The organism is Streptomyces niger (assembly GCF_000718305.1).
Classification (GTDB): domain Bacteria; phylum Actinomycetota; class Actinomycetes; order Streptomycetales; family Streptomycetaceae; genus Streptomyces; species Streptomyces niger.
Genome location: NZ_JOFQ01000007.1, coordinates 468,534 through 488,441 on the forward strand (window position 1 = coordinate 468,534; position 19,908 = coordinate 488,441).

At 72.5% G+C, this 19,908-nt stretch carries 14 protein-coding genes; 8 read left to right on the forward strand and 6 right to left on the reverse strand.

From position 1 onward, the window contains the following. The first annotated feature begins 81 nt into the window (after positions 1–81). Positions 82–1,131 (forward strand): prolipoprotein diacylglyceryl transferase, encoded by a 1,050-nt coding sequence (lgt, locus tag IF20_RS16380; RefSeq protein WP_052865888.1) that lies wholly within the window; start codon positions 82–84, stop codon positions 1,129–1,131. Between the two features lie 63 nt (positions 1,132–1,194). Here the strand turns inward: lgt and IF20_RS16385 are convergent, their stop codons facing one another. Genes IF20_RS16385 through IF20_RS16400 form a run of 4 tightly spaced genes read right to left on the reverse strand, consistent with a single transcriptional unit; the run spans position 1,195 to position 6,090 of the window. Continuing rightward, positions 1,195–2,625, reverse strand: coding sequence for an ADP-ribosylglycohydrolase family protein (locus IF20_RS16385; protein ID WP_052865889.1), 1,431 nt, complete (start codon positions 2,623–2,625; stop codon positions 1,195–1,197). Further along, positions 2,622–3,794, reverse strand: a complete 1,173-nt coding sequence (locus tag IF20_RS16390) for an ADP-ribosylglycohydrolase family protein (protein WP_052865890.1) — start codon at positions 3,792–3,794, stop codon at positions 2,622–2,624. The genes IF20_RS16385 and IF20_RS16390 overlap by 4 nt, the downstream gene beginning before the upstream one ends. After that, a complete protein-coding gene (locus IF20_RS16395) occupies positions 3,791–5,035 on the reverse strand; it encodes an ADP-ribosylglycohydrolase family protein (protein WP_052865891.1) in 1,245 nt (414 codons plus the stop codon). The genes IF20_RS16390 and IF20_RS16395 overlap by 4 nt, the downstream gene beginning before the upstream one ends. Continuing rightward, complete coding sequence (locus IF20_RS16400) at positions 5,032–6,090, reverse strand: ADP-ribosylglycohydrolase family protein (protein ID WP_110944207.1); 1,059 nt, start codon at positions 6,088–6,090, stop codon at positions 5,032–5,034. The genes IF20_RS16395 and IF20_RS16400 overlap by 4 nt, the downstream gene beginning before the upstream one ends. Before the next feature lie 304 nt (positions 6,091–6,394). Here IF20_RS16400 and IF20_RS16405 point away from each other — a divergent pair, with 304 nt between their 5' ends. The 4 genes from IF20_RS16405 (at position 6,395) to IF20_RS16420 (ending at position 14,289) form a co-directional block, all read left to right on the forward strand. After that, complete coding sequence (locus IF20_RS16405; protein WP_407702511.1) at positions 6,395–7,135, forward strand: VIT1/CCC1 transporter family protein; 741 nt, start codon at positions 6,395–6,397, stop codon at positions 7,133–7,135. 292 nt (positions 7,136–7,427) lie between these two features. Then, positions 7,428–12,038, forward strand: a complete 4,611-nt coding sequence (gene gltB, locus IF20_RS16410; protein ID WP_052865892.1) for a glutamate synthase large subunit — start codon at positions 7,428–7,430, stop codon at positions 12,036–12,038. Next, positions 12,031–13,491, forward strand: a complete 1,461-nt coding sequence (locus IF20_RS16415) for a glutamate synthase subunit beta (RefSeq protein WP_052865893.1) — start codon at positions 12,031–12,033, stop codon at positions 13,489–13,491. Before gltB ends, IF20_RS16415 begins: the two co-directional genes overlap by 8 nt. A gap of 210 nt (positions 13,492–13,701) precedes the next feature. Beyond that, the gene (locus IF20_RS16420) at positions 13,702–14,289 is read left to right on the forward strand and encodes a Uma2 family endonuclease (protein ID WP_052865894.1); all 588 of its coding nucleotides are present in this window, start codon (positions 13,702–13,704) and stop codon (positions 14,287–14,289) included. Positions 14,290–14,296: 7 nt separating this feature from the next. On the opposite strand, the gene IF20_RS16425 is transcribed toward IF20_RS16420, so the two are convergent. Further along, the gene (locus IF20_RS16425) at positions 14,297–14,770 is read right to left on the reverse strand and encodes a PPOX class F420-dependent oxidoreductase (protein WP_052865895.1); all 474 of its coding nucleotides are present in this window, start codon (positions 14,768–14,770) and stop codon (positions 14,297–14,299) included. Between the two features lie 206 nt (positions 14,771–14,976). Between IF20_RS16425 and IF20_RS16430 the strand changes: the two genes are divergently transcribed. Next, the gene (locus tag IF20_RS16430) at positions 14,977–16,875 is read left to right on the forward strand and encodes a propionyl-CoA synthetase (protein ID WP_267881134.1); all 1,899 of its coding nucleotides are present in this window, start codon (positions 14,977–14,979) and stop codon (positions 16,873–16,875) included. 107 nt (positions 16,876–16,982) lie between these two features. Further along, positions 16,983–17,726 (forward strand): MBL fold metallo-hydrolase, encoded by a 744-nt coding sequence (locus tag IF20_RS16435; RefSeq protein ID WP_052865897.1) that lies wholly within the window; start codon positions 16,983–16,985, stop codon positions 17,724–17,726. 6 nt (positions 17,727–17,732) lie between these two features. On the opposite strand, the gene IF20_RS16440 is transcribed toward IF20_RS16435, so the two are convergent. After that, complete coding sequence (locus IF20_RS16440) at positions 17,733–18,608, reverse strand: hypothetical protein (protein WP_052865963.1); 876 nt, start codon at positions 18,606–18,608, stop codon at positions 17,733–17,735. Positions 18,609–18,911: 303 nt separating this feature from the next. Here IF20_RS16440 and IF20_RS16445 point away from each other — a divergent pair, with 303 nt between their 5' ends. After that, positions 18,912–19,772: a S1 family peptidase gene (locus IF20_RS16445; RefSeq protein ID WP_052865898.1), complete on the forward strand. Its 861-nt coding sequence runs from the start codon at positions 18,912–18,914 to the stop codon at positions 19,770–19,772. Positions 19,773–19,908: the final 136 nt, after the last annotated feature.

Consider the following 19,908-nt stretch of genomic DNA (forward strand, 5'->3'; position numbering starts at 1 on the left):
TGCCGCCGGAGGGGTCGTTACTGAGCCGTTGCGGGGTGGGTTGCCGCCCGGCCCGCTCGGCGCGGTAGCGTCAGGGCTGCCATGGACCTCGCATTCATTCCCAGCCCGTCGACCGGCGTCGTGCATCTCGGCCCGATCCCGCTGCGCGGCTACGCATTCTGCATCATCATCGGCGTCTTCATCGCCGTCTGGCTCGGCAACAAGCGCTGGGTGCAGCGCGGTGGCCTGAGCGGGACGGTCGCCGACATCGCCGTGTGGGCGGTGCCGTTCGGCCTGGTCGGAGGGCGGCTCTACCACGTCATCACGACGTATGAGCCGTACTTCGGCAAGGGCGGCGACCCGATCAAGGCGTTCTACGTCTGGGAGGGCGGCCTCGGCATCTGGGGCGCGATCGCGCTCGGCGCGGTCGGCGCCTGGATCGGCTGCCGCCGCCGGGGCATCCCGCTGCCGGCGTACGCGGATGCGGTGGCGCCGGGCATCGCGCTGGCGCAGGCGATGGGCCGCTGGGGCAACTGGTTCAACCAGGAGCTGTACGGCCGGCCGACGGACGTGCCGTGGGCGCTGAAGATCACCTCGGACCCGGCGATCGGCCGCGTGGGCGGCACGTACCACCCGACGTTCCTGTACGAGTCGCTGTGGTGCATCGGCGTCGCGATCCTGGTCATCTGGGCCGACCGGCGCTTCAAGCTGGGACACGGCCGGGCGTTCGCGCTGTACGTCGCCTCGTACTGCGCGGGCCGGGCGTGGATCGAGTACATGCGGGTCGACGAGGCGCACCACATCCTGGGCCTGCGGCTGAACGTCTGGACGGCGCTGATCGTGTTCGTCCTGGCGCTGGTCTACATGGTGCTGTCGGCGAAGCGGTCCCCCGGCCGGGAGGCCGTGGTGGAGCCGGCGGCGGTGGAGCAGGAGACCGCCGACACGGAGACCGCCGAGGCGGAGAACACTGAAGCGGGGAACGCCGACGCGGAGGGCTCCGACGCGGCTGCCACCGCCTCGAAGAACGACGCCTCGAAGAACGCCCCCTCGGAGAACGACGCTTCCAAGGCCGCGGGCCCGGAGGACTCCGAGGACACGGCGGGGGCCGGTGCGGCGGACAGTCCCGCCGGAGCCGGGAAGAAGAAGGCCTGACCGCGTCACGCGGTGCGGTGCAGCGGGCCGTGGTCCCTTCGGGGGCCGCGGCCCGCTGCCGTGTCACCCGAGGACCGCGTCCGCCGGCTCCGGGGCCATGGCGCCGGCACCCATGACCGCCAGGGCCGCCGTCTCGCGGGCCAGCGCGTCGAAGCCGATGCCGTCCAGGCCGCCGACCGAGGTGGTCAGCCGGTTGGCGAGCGGTGCCGTCCAGCGGGCGGGCAGGGCGTCCGGCGCACCGGCCAGCAGACCGGTCAGCGAACCGGCCGTGGCGCCGTTGGAGTCGGTGTCCCAGCCGCCGGAGACGGCGCGGCAGACCGACCCGGTGAAGTCGCCGTCGGCGTGGGTGAGCGCCGCGGCCAGCAGGGCCGCGTTGGGCAGTACGTGCACCCAGTGGTGCCAGCCGTAGGCGGCGTGCAGCCGGTCCACGACGGACTCGAAGCCGCCGGGCGTGGCGTCGGGCGCCTCCCGGGCCGCGGCGATCCCGAAGCGCACGGCCCGCGCGAGCCGGGAGCGGGGCGGCACGACGGCGAGCCCGGCCGTCAGGCACCGGTGCACGTCGGCGGTGCCGCCCGCGGCGGCGGCCAGCGCGCCGGCCGCGAACATCGCCCCGTACACGCCGTTGGCGGTGTGGGTCAGCACCGCGTCGCGCCAGGCGGCAGCGGCGGCCCCGGCCGGATCGCCCGGGTGCGTCCAGCCGTGCACGTCGGCGCGGATCAGGGCGCCGATCCACTCGCGGAAGGGGTTCCGGAAGCGGGCGGTGTCCGGCGGCTCGATGCCGTCCAGGAGGTTGCGGTACGCGATGCGTTCGGCGGTGAACGTACGGCCCGCCGGCAGCTCCTCCAGCCAGAGGCGGGCGAGGTCGGCGGTGGTGAAGCCGGGGCCGTGGCGGCGGAGCAGGAGCAGTCCCAGGAGGGGGTGGTTCAGGTCGTCGTCCTCGGGCATGCCGTCGATGTTCTCGGCGAGCGAGGTGGTGCGGCTGCGGCGGTTCCACGGGTACCGCGCCGCGGTCGTGGGGTCCAGGCCCGCTTCGGTGAACCAGGTGTGCAGCGGCCAGTTGGCGGTCGACCGGGCGATCTCCCGGATGCCGGCCAGCGGCAGCTTCTCCACCGGCTTGCCGAGCAGGCAGCCGGCGGCGCGGCCCAGCCAGGCGGCCTCCAGGCGGGGGAGCAGGCCGGCGGCGACGGGGCCGGGCGGGGGCCCGGGGGCCGCGGCCCGGATCGCGGCCAGGTCGGTGGGTTCGTCGGCGGCCGTGGGGCAGGGCAGGGTGGCCAGGTCGTCCAGGAGGGCGGTGGCCAGCGCGCGGAGCCGGGGGGACGCCGGCGCGGGGGAGGCGCCGGACCGGTCGGGGGCCGGGGGGCCGCCGGCGGTGAGCCAGCGGCGGCGGATGACGGTGGCGTCCCGGCCGTCCTCGGCGGCCTGGCGCAGTTCGTGGCCGATCAGGTCCTCCGGCTGGACCCAGGTCACCCGCAGCGGGGCCGGCGGATACGTCATCGGCCCTCCGCGAGCGTGGCGAACGCGGCTTCGTGGGCGCGGCGGCGGGCCAGGTCGCGGCGGTGGATCTCGTGGGCCACGGCGGTCAGCGCGGCCGCCGGCCCCCGCAGGTCCAGCCGGCTGGCCTCGGAGACGGCCGCGGTCCACTCCGCGGGCACGGGCCGGCCGAGCGCGCCGACCAGGGCGCCGCACATGGTGGCGATGGAGTCGCAGTCGCGGCCGTAGTTGACGGCGCCGAGGACCGTCTCGCGGTAGTCGCCGCCGCCGATGAGCAACAGGCCCAGTGCGAGGGGGAGTTCCTCGATGGAGTGCAGCCGTGAGGGGCGCCGGGCGCCCAGCGAGGGCCGGCGGTATTCGGGTCCCACCGTGTCGAACGGCGAGACCGCGCCCCGCAGTTGTGGCAGCGCGGGCTCGTACTCGTCGTATTTCACGGCTACTTCGCACACCGCCTCGATCGCGGTGCGGGTGCCGTCCTTCGCGAGGGCGAGGGCGGTGTCGACCACGGACGCGGGGGTGGCGCCGGGGGCGCAGGCCGCGGCCACCGCGGCGGCGAGGACGCCGGCCGCCTCCCGCCCGTACGAGGACTGGTGCGCGCCCGCGACGTCCAGCGCCTCGGCGTAAGCACCGCGCGGATTCCCGGCGTTGACCAGACCGACCGGGGCCATGTACATCGCGGCGCCGCAGTTGACGATGTTGCCGACGCCGGCCTCGCGCGGGTCGACGTGCCCGTAGTGCAGCCGGGTGACGAGCCATTTCTCGGCGAGGAACACCCGCTGCAGGGGCAGTGCTTCGGCCTCCAGCTCGGGGATCCAGCGGACCTCGGTCATCAGGTCGGGGACCAGGTGGTCGGCCACGGCGTACGCGTCGAGGTGGTCGCGGACCTTCTCGTACACCCGGATCAGCGCGTGGGTCATGAGGGTGTCGTCGGTGACGTGGCCGTCGCCCTTGTGGTACGGCGCGAGGGGGCGGGCGGTCCGCCAGTCCTCGTGCCAGGGGCCTACGAGGGAGCGGACCGGGCCGCCGTGCCGCTCCCGGATCTGCTCCGGGCTCCAGCCCTCGACCGGCCCGCCGAGCGCGTCGCCCACGGCGGCCCCGGCCAGGGCGCCGGCCGTGCGGTCGGCGAGGCTCGGGCACGCCGTGGTGGTGGGTGGTGCCGCGGTGTCGGTCATGGCCGGTCGGGTCCTTTCGCCGGGGGCGTCTGCGGAGTGGTCAGTTCGGTGCCGGCGAGCAGCTCGGCCAGCTCGACCAGGTCGGTGCCGGCCAGCCGGGGCAGCGCGCAGCCGGAGAGCGTGCGGCAGGTGTCGCGCCAGGCGGCCGGCAGCGCGGCGGCGCCGCCGAGGGCACCGGTCAGGGCGCCGGTGAGGGCGGGGGCCGAGTCGGCGACGCGGGAGAGGCAGGCGGCGGCGGGCACCGCCTCGGCGGTCCGGCCACCGCCCGCGAGGGCCAGCGCGAGGGCGACCGGCACGGTCTCGGCGGCGGCGATGCCGTAGCTGTAGACGTGGTCGACGATCTCGTGTTCCAGGGTGGGGACCAGCGCGAACGCGGCGCCGGGGCAGCCGTCGGCGGTGGCCTCGGCCAGCCGTACGGCGTGCAGGGCGTTGCGGCGGATCTCGGTGCCCTCGGGGAGCTGGCCGAGGGCGGCTTCGACGCACGTGGTGACGTCGGCGCCGCCGAGCGCGGCGGCGACCGCTGCGGCCATCGCGCGGGCGCCGTGCACGCCGTCGCCGTCCTGGGTGTACCGGGCGTCGAACTCGGCGAGGCCAGCGGCGGCCACCGGGTCGCCGGGGTGGACCACGGCGAGTACGGCGGCGCGTACGCAGGCCGCGTCGTCGAAGAAGTGCGGGTTGTCGTGGCCGGTGGCGGGAGGCCGGAGCCCGGCGGCGAGGTTGCCGAGGCCGGCGCGTACGGAGATCCGGGCGCGCAGCGGCAGTACGGCCGACTCCACCTCCGGGGCGCGGTCGGCGGCGGCCGCGACCTCGCAGGCCAGCGCGTTCCAGGCGAGGTCGAGGGCGGCCCGCATCCGGCGGTCCCGGCCGAGGTCGGAGAGGAAGGCGCCGGCCGCGGTGAGCACGGAGCCGGCGGTGAAGGCGGCCCATTCGGCGTCGTCGGAGGGGCCGAGGCGGAGCGGTTCGGGGGGCTGGTTGAGGGCGATGGGAACGGGGAGCGTGGTGGTGGCGTTCTGTTCGGCGAAGGTGTCCAGCTCGCGGGTGAGGCGGCGGGTCCACTCGGGCATGCGGGCGGCGCGGTGCCGGCTCGCCGGCCAGCCTGCGGCGTCTCCGGCGGCGAGGCCGAGGAGGAGCCCCTCGATGCGGTCACCGCTGGCGCGGGCGGGTTCCGGAGGCGGCGCGTGCCGGGCCGCGGTGGTGGCGCGCGGAGCCATCGCGGTGGGTGCGGGGGAGGTGGTGCTCATGCCGGGGTGCCCGTCGTGGGGACGTCCGCGGTGAGCAGGTCCGCGATGTCCAGGACGTGGTAGCCGGCCATGGAGGGCAGGCAGCGGCCGCGTACCGGACCGATGACCCGGGCCCAGTCCTCGGGGACGGCGGCGAAGCCGCCCAGCGCGCCGGCCAGCGCCCCGGCGACCGCCGCCGTGGTGTCGGCGTCCCGGCCCATGTTGACGGCGGTCAGCACCGCGCCGCGGAAGTCGCCGGCCGCCGCGGCGAACGCGCCGAAGGCCAGCCCGACCGCCTCGGGCGCCAGGTCGGTCCAGGGGTAGCCGCCGACGACGACGGCGGAGCGTACGGCGCGTTCGGTGCCGAGGCGGGTGATGCCGGGGTCCAGCCGGGAGCGCTGGGCTGCGGCCACGGCGCGGCGCAGCGAGCGGGCCGTCCAGGAGTCCTCGGGGACGACGGAGAGCGCGGCGGCGATCACCGCGTCGGTGGTCCGGGCGACCATCGCGGCGGCGACCCCGGCGGCGACGGCCTGGCCGCCGTAGATGCCTTCGCCGTCGTGGCTGACGGTGCCGTCCACCGCGACCAGGCGGGCGGCCTCGGCCGGCCGGCCCGCCGCGTGTACGCCGAAGGGCGCGGCCCGCATCGCCAGTCCGTCGCTCCAGGCATGCCGGTGCTGGGCGGAAATCGGGGCCGCGAGCCCGCGGCGGAGGTTCTCCAGGGTGCCGCGCTCGCTGAACCCGGCGCCGCGGAAGGGGCCTTCGTCCAGGTCGGCGATCCACTGGTGCCAGGCGGCCTCGACGTGCGCGACGGTGAGCGCCGCGCCGTGTTCGGCCAGCAGCAGCCCGGAGAAGATGGCGTATTCGGTGTCGTCGGTGCCCGCCGGGTCCTCCGCGACGAAGCCCTCGATGCGGCCCCACCGGCGACGGATCTGCGAGGGCTTCATGTTCTCGGCGGGGGCGCCGAGCGCGTCGCCGACGGCGAGGCCCAGCAGGGAGCCGCGGGCCCGGTCGCGCGGATCGGCGGGGCGGTCACCCGGGGTGACGGGGGCGGGCGAGGGGGCGTGCGATGTGCTCATGTGCGTGCCTTCCGCCGACCGGTCCCGGAGCCGTACGCGTGGGAGGGATCGTAGGGCCGCTTTGCCGCGAATGGGGGGACATCGCGTCGGATCGGAGCGATGTCGCGATGGCCGGATCCCGGCTGCCGACGAAGGGGGCTGTGAGCCGGATCACGCACTGATCGTCTCGGTAAAGCCGCAGGTCAGAGCGGTAAGTACGGCCTTCCTTGCTAGCGCAAGGGGATGTGCGCGGCATAACTTCGAGGTGTTCCAGGGGGAAGTGCCGCTCATCGGCCCACACCTCGCGAGGGAGGAAGAGGCCCTTATGTCCGTCATAGATGTCATGGACGCGTCGGCTCCTACGCACATTGCCCACCGTGACAACCACACCCACCGCGACGTGAACGGTGGCTGGCTCCGCCCCGCGGTGTTCGGCGCGATGGACGGACTGGTGTCCAACCTCGCCCTGATGACAGGGGTGGCCGGCGGCTCGGTGTCGCAGCAGACGCTCGTCATCACGGGCCTGGCCGGCCTGGCCGCCGGCGCCTTCTCGATGGCCGCCGGTGAGTACACCTCGGTCGCCTCGCAGCGTGAGCTGGTCCAGGCGGAACTGGACGTCGAGCGCCGCGAGCTGCGCAAGCACCCCAAGGACGAGCAGGCGGAGCTGGCCGCCCTGTACGAGTCGCGCGGGGTGGAGCCGGCGCTCGCCCGCGAGGTCGCGGCGCAGCTCTCCAAGGACCCGGAGCAGGCGCTGGAGATCCACGCCCGCGAGGAGTTGGGCGTGGATCCGTCGGACCTGCCCTCCCCGATCGTCGCCGCCGTTTCCTCGTTCGGTTCCTTCGCGCTGGGTGCGCTGCTGCCGGTGTTGCCGTACCTTCTGGGTGCCTCCGCGTTGTGGCCCGCCGTGGTCCTGGCGTTGCTCGGACTCTTCGGCTGCGGCGCGGTGGTGGCTCGGGTGACGGCGCGCTCGTGGTGGTACAGCGGGTTGCGCCAGTTGGCTCTCGGTGGCGCCGCCGCAGGTGTGACGTACGTCCTGGGCACGCTGTTCGGAACCGCCGTAGGGTGACTTCCTATGCGTGCAGGCGCATAATTAACGTGTTACCTCGCGGTTTCAGAAAATGACCAGCGGGCATAAGGCACTGACGCCGGAGGCAACGTCGCTTGCCGGCGACCCGCGCTGTCGGACGATGCTCTGTCCCACTGCGTTCTCGATCCACCGCCCTGAGCGGTGTCCGCATGCTGGAAGCCTCTATCCGATTCGCGAGATCGAGGTCATCCTGTAACCTGCACGCAAAATTCGCGGAGGGCCAACGTCGTCCCTCGGCACTGCACATGCCACGACGACGTTGGGAGAGCCGATGCGTTCCGCGTCCACGCACTCCGCGACCACCGGCAGCGCCACCAGCGCCGCCTGGTCGCCCATGGACGGGCGCCCCGCCCAGCAGGGGATGTACGACCCGCGCAACGAGCACGACGCCTGCGGCGTCGGCTTCGTCGCGACCCTCACCGGTGAGGCGAGCCACGCGCTGGTCGAGCAGGCCCTGACTGTCCTGCGGAACCTCGAACACCGCGGCGCCACCGGCTCCGAGCCCGACTCCGGCGACGGCGCGGGCATCCTGCTCCAGATTCCCGACGCCTTCCTGCGCGAGAACGTCTCGTTCGAGCTGCCCGAGGCCGGCGCGTACGCCGCGGGCATCGCCTTCCTCCCCTCGGACGCCGAGGAGGCCCAGACCGCCGTCTCGAAGATCGAGACGATCGCGTCCGAGGAGGGCCTGAACGTCCTCGGCTGGCGCGTCGTCCCCGTCGCCCCGCAGCTGCTCGGCAACGGCGCCCGCGCCACCATGCCCGCCTTCTCCCAGCTCTTCGTGGCCGACGGTGAGAACACCGGCCTGGCGCTGGACCGCAAGGCGTTCGCGCTGCGCAAGCGCGCCGAGCGCGAGGCCGGCGTCTACTTCCCGTCGCTCTCCGCCCGGACGATCGTCTACAAGGGCATGCTCACCACCGGGCAGCTGGAGCCGTTCTTCCCGGACCTGAGCGACCGCCGCTTCGCCACCGCCATCGCGCTGGTCCACTCGCGGTTCTCCACCAACACCTTCCCGAGCTGGCCGCTGGCCCACCCGTACCGCTTCGTCGCGCACAACGGCGAGATCAACACGGTCAAGGGCAACCGCAACTGGATGCGGGCCCGCGAGTCCCAGCTCTCCAGCAAGCTCTTCGGCGAGGCCACCGAGACGCTGGAGCGCCTGTTCCCCGTCTGCACGCCGGACGCCTCCGACTCCGCGTCCTTCGACGAGGTCCTGGAGCTGCTCCACCTCGGCGGCCGCTCGCTGCCGCACTCCGTGCTGATGATGGTCCCGGAGGCGTGGGAGAACTCCACCTCCATGGACCCGGCCCGGCGCGCCTTCTACCAGTACCACTCCACGATGATGGAGCCCTGGGACGGCCCGGCCTGCGTCACCTTCACCGACGGCACCCAGGTCGGCGCGGTCCTGGACCGCAACGGCCTGCGCCCCGGCCGCTACTGGGTCACCGACGACGGCCTGGTCGTGCTCTCCTCCGAGGTCGGCGTCCTGGACATCGACCCCGGCAAGGTCGTCCGCAAGGGCCGCCTGCAGCCCGGCCGGATGTTCCTCGTGGACACCGCCGAGCACCGCATCATCGAGGACGACGAGATCAAGGGCGCCCTCGCCGCCGAGCACCCCTACGCGGAGTGGCTGGAGGCCGGCGAGATCGAGCTGGAGGACCTCCCCGAGCGCGAGCACATCGTGCACACCCACGCCTCGGTCACCCGCCGCCAGCAGACCTTCGGCTACACCGAGGAGGAGCTGCGCGTCCTCCTCGCGCCGATGGCCAAGACCGGCGCCGAGCCGATCGGTTCGATGGGCACCGACTCGCCGATCGCCGCGCTCTCCGAGCGTCCCCGGCTGCTCTTCGACTACTTCACCCAGCTGTTCGCGCAGGTCACCAACCCGCCGCTGGACGCCATCCGCGAGGAACTGGTCACCTCGCTGATCTCCTCGCTGGGCCCGCAGGGCAACCTCCTGGAGCCCACCGCGGCCTCCTGCCGCAGCGTCACCCTGCCCTTCCCGGTGATCGACAACGATGAGCTGGCCAAGCTCATCCACATCAACGCCGACGGCGACATGCCGGGGATGACGGCCGTGACCCTCTCCGGCCTGTACCGCGTCAGCGGCGGCGGTGACGCACTCGCGGCCCGGATCGACGAGATCTGCGCCGAGGCCGAGGCCGCCATCGAGGACGGCGCGCGCCTGATCGTGCTGTCCGACCGGCACTCCGACGCCGAGCACGCGCCGATCCCGTCGCTGCTGCTCACCTCCGCCGTCCACCACCACCTCATCCGCACGAAGCAGCGCACCCAGGTGGGTCTGCTCGTCGAGGCCGGTGACGTCCGCGAGGTCCACCACGTCGCGCTGCTGATCGGCTACGGCGCCGCCGCGGTCAACCCGTACCTGGCCATGGAGTCCGTCGAGGACCTGGTCCGCGCCGGCACCTTCCTGCCCGGCATCGAGGCCGAGACCGCCATCAAGCACCTGATCAAGGCGCTCGGCAAGGGCGTCCTGAAGGTCATGTCCAAGATGGGCATCTCCACCGTCGCCTCCTACCGCGGCGCGCAGGTCTTCGAGGCCGTCGGCCTGGACGAGGCCTTCGTCGACAAGTACTTCCACGGCACCGCCACCAAGATCGGCGGCGCGGGCCTGGACGTCGTCGCCAAGGAGGTCGCCCAGCGGCACGCCAAGGCGTACCCGGCCTCCGGCATCGCCCCGGCGCACCGCGCGCTGGACATCGGCGGCGAGTACCAGTGGCGCCGCGAGGGCGAGCCGCACCTGTTCGACCCGGAGACCGTCTTCCGCCTGCAGCACTCCGCGCGCTCGGGCAAGTACGAGATCTTCAAGAAGTACACCGAGCGCGTCAACGAGCAGTCCGAGCGCCTGATGACGCTGCGCGGCCTGTTCGGCTTCAAGTCCGACCGCCCCTCGATCCCGATCGAGGAGGTCGAGCCGGTCAGCGAGATCGTCAAGCGGTTCTCCACCGGCGCCATGTCGTACGGCTCCATCTCGCAGGAGGCGCACGAGACCCTCGCCATCGCCATGAACCAGCTGGGCGGCAAGTCCAACACCGGTGAGGGCGGCGAGGACCCGGAGCGCCTGTACGACCCGGCGCGTCGCTCGTCCATCAAGCAGGTCGCCTCCGGCCGCTTCGGTGTCACGTCCGAGTACCTGGTCAACTCCGACGACATCCAGATCAAGATGGCCCAGGGCGCCAAGCCCGGCGAGGGCGGCCAGCTGCCCGGCCACAAGGTCTACCCGTGGGTCGCCAAGACGCGTCACTCGACGCCGGGCGTGGGCCTGATCTCCCCGCCGCCGCACCACGACATCTACTCCATCGAGGACCTGGCCCAGCTGATCCACGACCTGAAGAACGCGAACCCGCAGGCGCGGATTCACGTGAAGCTGGTCTCCGAGGTCGGCGTCGGCACGGTCGCCGCGGGTGTCTCCAAGGCGCACGCGGACGTCGTCCTCATCTCCGGCCACGACGGCGGTACGGGCGCCTCGCCGCTCACCTCGCTCAAGCACGCCGGTGGTCCCTGGGAGCTCGGCCTCGCCGAGACCCAGCAGACGCTGCTCCTCAACGGCCTGCGCGACCGCATCGTCGTGCAGACCGACGGTCAGCTGAAGACCGGCCGCGACGTGGTCATCGCCGCCCTGCTGGGCGCCGAGGAGTACGGCTTCGCGACCGCCCCGCTGGTGGTCTCCGGCTGCGTCATGATGCGCGTCTGCCACCTGGACACCTGCCCGGTCGGCATCGCCACCCAGAACCCGACGCTGCGCGAGCGGTTCAGCGGCAAGGCCGAGTACGTCGTCAACTTCTTCCAGTTCATCGCGGAGGAGGTCCGTGAGCTCCTCGCCGAGCTGGGCTTCCGCAGCCTGGAGGAGGCCGTCGGCCACGCCGAGCTGCTGGACACCACCCGCGCGGTGAACCACTGGAAGGCGCAGGGCCTGGACCTGGCCCCGCTGCTGCACGTGCCGGAGCTGCCCGAGGGCGCCGTGCGCCACCAGATCACCGTGCAGGACCACGGCCTGGAGAAGGCGCTGGACAACCAGCTCATCAAGCTGGCCGCCGACGCGCTGAACGCGGACACCGCGGAGCAGGCCGAGCCCGTCCGGGCGCAGGTCGCCATCCGCAACATCAACCGCACGGTCGGCACCATGCTGGGCCACGAGGTGACGAAGAAGTTCGGCGGCGCGGGCCTGCCCGACGACACCATCGACATCACCTTCACCGGCTCGGCCGGCCAGTCCTTCGGCGCCTTCCTGCCGAAGGGGGTCACCCTCCGCCTGGAGGGCGACGCCAACGACTACGTCGGCAAGGGCCTGTCCGGCGGCCGCGTCATCGTCCGCCCGGACCGCGGCGCCGACCACCTGGCCGAGTACTCCACCATCGCGGGCAACACCCTCGCCTACGGCGCCACCGGCGGCGAGCTGTACCTGCGCGGCAAGGTCGGCGAGCGCTTCTGCGTCCGCAACTCCGGCGCCACGGTGGTCTCCGAGGGCGTGGGCGACCACGGCTGCGAGTACATGACCGGCGGCAACGCGGTCGTCCTGGGCGAGACGGGCCGCAACTTCGCGGCCGGTATGTCCGGCGGCTTCGCGTACGTCATCGACCTCGACCCGGCCAACGTCAACAAGGAGATGACCGCGGCGGTCAACCCCTTGAACGACACCGACAAGCAGTGGCTGCACGACGTGGTGCGCCGCCACCAGGAGGAGACCGGCTCCACCGTCGCCGAGAAGCTCCTCGCCGACTGGGATGCCGCGGCCGCGCGCTTCAGCAAGGTCATCCCGCCCACGTACCAGGCAGTGCTCGCCGCCAAGGAAGCCGCCGAGCAGGCCGGACTCTCCGAGTCCGAGACCCACGAGAAGATGATGGAGGCGGCGACCAATGGCTGACCCCAAGGGCTTCCTGAACCACGACCGCGAGGTCGCCAAGACCCGTCCCGTCGAGGAGCGCGTCAAGGACTGGAACGAGGTCTACCAGCCCGGCTCCCTGCTGCCGATCATCAGCAAGCAGGCGTCGCGCTGCATGGACTGCGGCATCCCGTTCTGCCACAACGGCTGCCCGCTGGGGAACCTCATCCCCGAGTGGAACGACTACGCCTACCGCGAGGACTGGGAGGCCGCGAGCGAGCGGCTGCACGCGACCAACAACTTCCCGGAGTTCACCGGTCGCCTCTGCCCCGCGCCGTGCGAGGCCGCCTGCGTGCTGGGCATCAACCAGCCGCCGGTGACCATCAAGAACGTCGAGGTCTCCATCATCGACAAGGCGTGGGACAACGGGGACGTCACCCCGCAGCCGCCCGAGCGCCTGTCCGGCAAGACCGTCGCCGTCATCGGCTCCGGCCCGGCCGGCCTCGCCGCCGCCCAGCAGCTGACCCGCGCGGGTCACACCGTCGCCGTCTACGAGCGCGCGGACCGTATCGGTGGCCTCCTCCGCTACGGCATCCCCGAGTTCAAGATGGAGAAGCGGCACATCAACCGCCGCATCGAGCAGATGCGCGCGGAGGGCACCAAGTTCCGCACCGAGACGGAGATCGGCCGCGACATCGACGCGGCGAAGCTGCGCCGCCGGTACGACGCCGTGGTGATCGCCGCGGGCTCGACCACCTCCCGCGACCTGCCGGCGCCCGGCCGGGACCTCAAGGGCATCCACTTCGCGATGGAGTACCTCCCGCTCGCGAACAAGGTGCAGGAGGGCGACCTGACGGTCTCCCCGATCTCCGCCGAGGGCAAGCACGTCGTCGTCATCGGCGGCGGTGACACCGGCGCCGACTGCGTCGGCACCGCCCACCGCCAGGGCGCGCTCTCCGTCACCCAGCTGGAGATCATGCCCAAGCCGGGCGAGGAGCGGAACGCCAACCAGCCCTGGCCGACGTTCCCGATGCTCTACAAGGTCACCTCCGCGCACGAGGAGGGCGGCGAGCGGATCTACTCCGTGAACACCACCCACTTCGAGGGCGACGAGGACGGCAACGTCCAGGCGCTGCACCTGGTCGAGGTGGAGTTCAAGGACGGCAAGCTGGAGCAGAAGCCCGGCACCGAACGCCGCATCCCCGCCCAGCTGGTCACCCTCGCCATGGGCTTCACCGGCACCGACAAGGAGAACGGCCTGGTCGAGCAGTTCGGCCTGGAGCTGGACGAGCGCGGCAACATCGCCCGCAACGCCGACTTCGAGACCAACGTCCCCGGCGTGTTCGTCGCCGGTGACGCCGGCCGCGGCCAGTCGCTCATCGTGTGGGCCATCGCCGAGGGCCGCTCCGCGGCCAAGGGCGTGGACCGCTTCCTGACCGGCGCGTCCGCCCTGCCGGCCCCCATCAAGCCGACGGACCGCGCACTGGCGGTGTGACGCCGGTACCGGCCTGACGGCCCCCAGATGTCCCGTACAACGGAGTACGGAACAACGCGGCGCCTGCCCCTTCCCCGACCGGTGAGGGCAGGCGCCGCACTGTGTTTTCGGGGTTCTCGGGCGCGTTTCACTCGATCGTGGAAATGATCGCCTATCGTGGATTCGGAGGCTGCTGCTCTCCATACGCTGTGCCTGAAAGGGAGGCGCGCGATGACCCTGACGCATCACGAGACGGCCGAGGACATGTCGCCGATCGACGACCCGCACGATCTGCTGCGCTTCCTGGAAGATCTCCCCGAGCTCGATCAGCTGAAGATCGAGCTCATCGACGGAAAGATCGTTATGCAGGCGTCGGCAGCCCCGTTTCACAATCAGATCGTCATGAAGCTCGGTATGCAGTTCGAGTCGCACGGCTGGACAGCGTTGCCGGATCAGGCCCTGATTTCCCCCATTTCCTCGTTCGAGCCGAAGGCGGACCTCACGGTCACCACGCCTGAGGCGATGGCCGACAACGCCAACCCGTTCCCCGCCGACCGTGTCGCCCTCGTAGTGGAGATCGTTTCCAGCGACAAGGACGTCGACTACATCAAGAAGCGTTTCTGGTACGGCATGAGCGAGATCCCGCTCTACCTCGTGATCGACCCGAACATCGGCACGTGCTCACTGCACTCGCAGCCGCACACCAACGGCTATCGGACCGTCACCACATTGGAGTTCGGCGAGCCGGTGGAGCTGCCCGAGCCGTTCGGCTTCGCCGTCGACACCTCCGCCTTCAAGCTCTACCCGCCGAAACCCTGAGGCCGCCTCAGCCCTCGTCCTCCACCAGCCGCGCCGGGAAGCCGCCCGTGGCGATCGGGCCCCAGCGGCGGGGCGTGATGCGGATGATCGACTTGCCCTGCTTGAGCATGGCCGCGCGGTACTCGTCCCAGTCCGGGTGCTCGCCGGAGATGTTGCGGAAGTACTCCACCAGCGGCTCGACCGAGTCCGGCGCGTCGATGACCTCGGCCTCGCCGTCGACCTGCACCCACGGGCCGTTCCACTCGTCGGACAGCACGATGACGCTGACGGACGGCGCGCGGCGCGCGTTGCGGACCTTGGCGCGCTCCGGGTACGTCGAGATCACGATCCGGCCCGAGTCGTCCACACCGCAGGTCAGCGGCGAGCCCTGAGGGGTGCCGTCCGACCGGCGGGTCAGCAGGATGGCGCGGTGCCGCGGGCGGACGAACTCCAGCAGTTCGGGCAGTTCGACGGTCTTGTTGGTGGCGATGGAAGGGCTCATACCCCGGAGCCTAGGCGCTGGAGTGCGCTCGAAGCCCCACCGCCGCGACCCGCACGGCGAGGACACCCCGCGGTGGCGCCCCGACAGCCGGTGCGCCCCTCTTCCTCCGGCGCCCCGTACGGGACACAGTGGACGCCCCGAGGACCGACCGGGACGCCGCGCGGCGGGCGACGGACGCCTGCGCGGCCGGCCGGCCGACACGAGAGGTGAGGGCAAGGATGCGTGCATACCGCGCGGCGCACGAACAGAGCATCAGCGATCCCGACGGCTTCTGGGGAGCCGCGGCCAAGGCGGTGACCTGGACGAAGGAGCCCACCCGCGTCCTGGACGCGGACCGCCCGCCCTTCTACCGCTGGTTCCCCGACGGCGAGCTCAACACCTGCCACAACGCCCTGGACCGGCACGTCGCCGCCGGCCACGGCGACCGCACCGCGCTGATCCACGACAGCCCCGTCACCGGCACCCGGCAGCGCTACACCTACGCCGAACTCCTGGACCGCACGGCCCGATTCGCCGGCGTCCTGCGCTCGCTCGGGGTCGGCAGAGGCGACCGCGTCGTCCTCTACCTGCCGATGGTCCCGCAGGCCGTCATCGCCATGCTGGCCTGCGCCCGCCTCGGCGCCGTGCACTCCGTCGTCTTCGGCGGCTTCGCCCCGAGGGAACTCGCCGTCCGCATCGACGACGCCAAGCCCAAGGTCGTCGTCTCCGCGTCCTGCGGCATCGAAGGCAAGCGCGTCCTCCCGTACAAGCCGATGCTCGACGAGGCGCTGCGCCTCGCCGACCACGCGCCCGACCACTGCGTCATCGTGCAGCGCTCCCAGGAACGCGCCGACCTCACCGCGCGCGACCTGGACTGGGAGGAGGCCATGGCCGCCGCCGCACCCGCCGACTGCGTCCCCGTCGCCGCCACCGACCCGCTCTACATCCTCTACACCTCCGGTACCACAGGGCGCCCCAAGGGAGTCGTCCGCGACAACGGCGGCCACGCCGTCGCCCTCACCTGGAGCATGGCCAACGTCTTCGGCATCGGCCCCGGCGACGTCTGGTGGACCGCCTCCGACGTCGGCTGGGTCGTCGGCCACTCCTACATCGTCTACGCCCCGCTGCTGACCGGCGCCACCACCGTCCTGTACGAGGGCAAGCCCGTCGGCACCCCGGACGCGGGTGCCTTCTGGCGGGTGATCGCCGAGCACCGCGTCAAGGCGCTGTTCACCGCGCCCACCGCGCTGCGCGCCGTCCGCAAGGAGGATCCGGAGGCGGCCCTCCTCGCCGACCACGACACCGGTTCGCTGCGCACGCTGTTCATGGCGGGGGAGCGGCTGGACCCGGGCACGTACCACTGGGCGAGCCGGGTGCTGGACGTACCGGTGATCGACAACTGGTGGCAGACCGAGACCGGCTGGCCGATCGCCGCCAACCTGCGCGGACTGGACCCGATGCCGGTCAAGCCCGGCTCGCCGACCGTGCCGGTGCCCGGCTACGACCTGCGGGTCCTGAACGAGAACGGCGAGCCGTGCGGCCCCGGCCAGGACGGCGCGGTGGCGCTGAAGCTGCCGCTGCCGCCGGGCTCGCTGCCCACCCTCTGGAACGACGACGAGCGGTACGTGTCCTCCTACCTCTCGCGGTTCCCCGGCCACTACGCGACCGGCGACGGCGGCTACGTCGACGAGGACGGCTACGTCTTCATCATGGGCCGCACCGACGACGTGATCAACGTGGCCGGGCACCGGCTCTCCTCCGGCGCGATGGAGGCCGTCCTCGCCGGCCACCCGGCGGTCTCGGAGTGCGCGGTCATCGGCGTGGCCGACGCGCTCAAGGGCCAGGTGCCACGGGCCCTGGTGGTCCTCAAGGCCGGCGTCACCGACGACCACGCGCAGGTGGCCGCCGAACTGGTGCGGTCCGTACGCCGCGAGATCGGCGCCGTCGCCGCCCTGAAAGAGGCCGTGATCGTGCCCGCGCTGCCCAAGACCCGCTCCGGCAAGATCCTGCGCCGCAGCATGCGCGCCCTGGCCGACGGCGTGGACGAGCCGGTCCCCGCCACCGTCGAGGACCCCGCCGTCCTGGAGGCCCTGCGCCCGGTCCTCCGCCCCGAGCGCCAGGACTGACCCCTCCGCGCATACCGGCCCCCGCGCCCTTGAGGGGCCGGTACGCGCCGGGTGAACGCCCGTCGTGAACAGGGGGCTTCGGCGTGGCGCCCGCTTAAGGTCGCCACATGGAACCCATACAGCTCACCCCTTCGATATGGCAGTTCCCCTTCCCCGTGGGCCACGTGTACGCCGTCCGGCTGCCGGCCGGCGACCCCGCGGGGCGGCCCGGATACGCCCTGGTGGACACCGGCGTCCCGGGCTCCGCGCCGGCCGTCCTCGCGGCACTGGCCGAACTCGGGGCGCGCCCGGACGACGTTCGGCAGATCGTGCTGACCCACTCGCACCTCGACCACATCGGATCCGCCGCCGACCTCGTGGCGGCCACCGGCGCCACGGTGCTGGCCGGCGCGCCCGACGCCCCGGTCATCCGCGGCGAGGCGCCCGAGCCGCCGCCGGTCCCCACCGCCGCCGAGCAGGTGCTGCACGAACAGGTCATGGCGGGCCTGGCGGCCGCCGGGGTGGGAGCGCCGTGCCCCGTCGCGGTCGACACCGAACTGCACGACGGCGATCAGATGGAAGGGTGGGGCGAGCCGGTGCACGTGCACGCCGCACCCGGCCACACCGCCGGCTCCATCGCCCTGCACCTCCCCGAGTCGGGGGTCCTCTTCCCCGGCGACATCATCGGCCAGGGGGAGGGGCGGGTGGTGCTGGGCCCCTTCAGCGTCGACCGCGAGCAGGCCATCGCCTCCTTCCGCAAGCTGGCCTCGCTCACGCCGCTGGAGACGGTGTGCGTCCCGCACGGCGAGCCGGTGGTCGGGGGCGCGGCGGCGGTGCTCCGGGCCGCCACGCCGGAGAAGGACTGGTTGTGACCACCGCTACGTGTCGCACTCCAGCTCCGTGCGGCACAGCGCGCAGCGGGCCCGGACCGGGCCGCGTACCGGCAGTCGGATGCGCTGGTGGCAGACCGGGCACGGGAAGCTGACGCGCAACGGCCCCGGCCCGTCGAAGACGTACCCGGCGTCCGGCGGCGGGCCGGGGGAGCGGTGCGGCACGCGCGCACCACGCCGGTCCCTGGCGTACCGCCACCGTCCGGACCGGCCGGCGGCGGCCAGCGGCGGCTGCCGGGTGTCGCGCAGCGCCTGCTGCCGGCCCGCCCGGTAGGCGTCGTACGCCTGCGGGCTGGTGAACCACGTCGCGGGGTCCTCGGCGAAGAACAGGGCCCGCTTGGCGAGCACGTACCCGAACTCCTCGGGGGTGAGGTAGCCCAGCTTCTGCGAGGCGGTGCCGTGCTCCCGGTAGGCGTCCAGCAGCAGCCAGCCGGCGCCCAGGTAGGCGGTCGCGGTGTCGGTGAGGATCTCGTTGGCGTGCGTGCCGGGGAAGGACAGGCCCAGGCGGTGCAGGTAGATGTGCATCACCTCGTGGGCGAGGGCCGCGGCGATGTCCTCCCGGTGGCTGCCGAAGCGTTCGTTGAGCTCGATGAAGTACTCGGGGCCCGCGGTCAGTTCGACGTGCGCGGCGTGCCGCATCGTCCGGAAGGAGACGATCATCCGGGCGTCCGGCAGCCGCAGGTGCGCCAGCATCGTGCGGGCCACCCGCTGCACGCCCAGATGCAGGTCCTCGTCGGCGCCGAACGCCGCGTCGGCGGGCGGCACGGACGTGTCGAAGGTGCGCACGGTGTCGTAGGACAGGCGCTTGTAGAGCGCGGTGACGGCCGAGCGGACCGTTTCCAGGTGCGGGTAGCCGTGCACGATCTCGCTGCCGGGACGGGTGCGGCCGGCCGCACCGTCCGGGCTTCCGGGGCCGCCCGGACGCCCGGTGCCTCGCACTGCCACCCCACCACTCTACGAGTCGACACGACCGGGCGGTATGGGGCGTACTGCCCCCGGGTACAACGGAATTGAGCGGTTGGATGCCCTTGTCACTCTTGTCTCTCGTTCCACATAATCGCAGGGCGCTTCGCGGGCTCACCCCCACTGGGTCCGGACGCCTTTCCGTGCGCCGCCGTTGTTCCTCACCTGTTCCGCCCGGCGGCGGACACCGGCTCCGGTGTTGGCATGGGCTCGTCAGTGACAGCTGTCATCGGCGCGCAACCCCCCACGAAAGGAAGCCCGTTGAGCTACCTGAAGCACTTCAAGAGAGCCGCAGCCGTCGGAGCCGTGGCGCTCGCGGCCGTCAGCCTCCAACCCGGTACCGCCGGCGCCGCGCCCGCAGGGGACGGCGGCAACCACACGAAGGTCGTCGGCGGCACCCGCGCCCAACAGGGCGAGTTCCCGTTCATGGTCCGGCTGTCCATGGGCTGCGGCGGCGCGCTGTACGCCAAGGACATCGTGCTGACCGCCGCACACTGCGTGGACGGCAGCGGACCCGACACCTCCGTCACGGCCACCGCCGGCGTCGTGGACCTCAAGGACCCCAAGGCCGTGAAGGTCAAGTCCACCAAAATCCTCCAGGCGCCCGGTTACAACGGCAAGGGCAAGGACTGGGCCCTGATCAAGCTCGCCAAGCCGATCAAGAACATCCCCACCTTGAAGATCGCGGAGAGCGACAAGTTCAACAACGGCGACTTCACCATAGCCGGGTGGGGCGCCGACAAGGAGGGCGGTCAGCAGCAGCGCTACCTGCTCAAGGCCCAGGTACCGTTCGTCGACGACGCCACCTGCGAGAAGGCCTACGGCACAGACCTGACCCCCGGCGACGAGATCTGCGCCGGCAAGCTGGACACCGGCGGCGTGGACACCTGCCAGGGTGACTCCGGCGGCCCGATGTTCCGCAAGGACGACGGCGGCCGGTGGATCCAGGTCGGCATCGTCAGCTGGGGCGAGGGCTGCGCACGTCCCGGCAAGCCCGGCGTCTACACCGAGGTGAGCGCCTTCGCCGCGGACATCAAGAAGGGCGCGGGCCGGCTCGGCGGCTGACGCGCCGACGACCGGGGCGGTGCGGTACGGCACGCGGCCGCACCGCCCCGTTAGTCCAACACCTGTCCCTCCTTTGTCCATGGGCGCACCCGCCGCACGGGCAGCACGCTGTCCGCGACAGGACCGCCGTGCGAAG

Bases quoted from the DNA above. Each gene is read 5' to 3' on its own strand.
- lgt (WP_052865888.1), top strand. From the start codon at position 82: ATGGACCTCGCATTCATTCCCAGCCCGTCGACCGGCGTCGTGCATCTC.
- IF20_RS16385 (WP_052865889.1), bottom strand. From the start codon at position 2,625: ATGACGTATCCGCCGGCCCCGCTGCGGGTGACCTGGGTCCAGCCGGAG.
- IF20_RS16390 (WP_052865890.1), bottom strand. From the start codon at position 3,794: ATGACCGACACCGCGGCACCACCCACCACCACGGCGTGCCCGAGCCTC.
- IF20_RS16395 (WP_052865891.1), bottom strand. From the start codon at position 5,035: ATGAGCACCACCTCCCCCGCACCCACCGCGATGGCTCCGCGCGCCACC.
- IF20_RS16400 (WP_110944207.1), bottom strand. From the start codon at position 6,090: ATGAGCACATCGCACGCCCCCTCGCCCGCCCCCGTCACCCCGGGTGAC.
- IF20_RS16405 (WP_407702511.1), top strand. From the start codon at position 6,395: ATGTCCGTCATAGATGTCATGGACGCGTCGGCTCCTACGCACATTGCC.
- gltB (WP_052865892.1), top strand. From the start codon at position 7,428: ATGCGTTCCGCGTCCACGCACTCCGCGACCACCGGCAGCGCCACCAGC.
- IF20_RS16415 (WP_052865893.1), top strand. From the start codon at position 12,031: ATGGCTGACCCCAAGGGCTTCCTGAACCACGACCGCGAGGTCGCCAAG.
- IF20_RS16420 (WP_052865894.1), top strand. From the start codon at position 13,702: ATGACCCTGACGCATCACGAGACGGCCGAGGACATGTCGCCGATCGAC.
- IF20_RS16425 (WP_052865895.1), bottom strand. From the start codon at position 14,770: ATGAGCCCTTCCATCGCCACCAACAAGACCGTCGAACTGCCCGAACTG.
- IF20_RS16435 (WP_052865897.1), top strand. From the start codon at position 16,983: ATGGAACCCATACAGCTCACCCCTTCGATATGGCAGTTCCCCTTCCCC.
- IF20_RS16445 (WP_052865898.1), top strand. From the start codon at position 18,912: ATGGGCTCGTCAGTGACAGCTGTCATCGGCGCGCAACCCCCCACGAAA.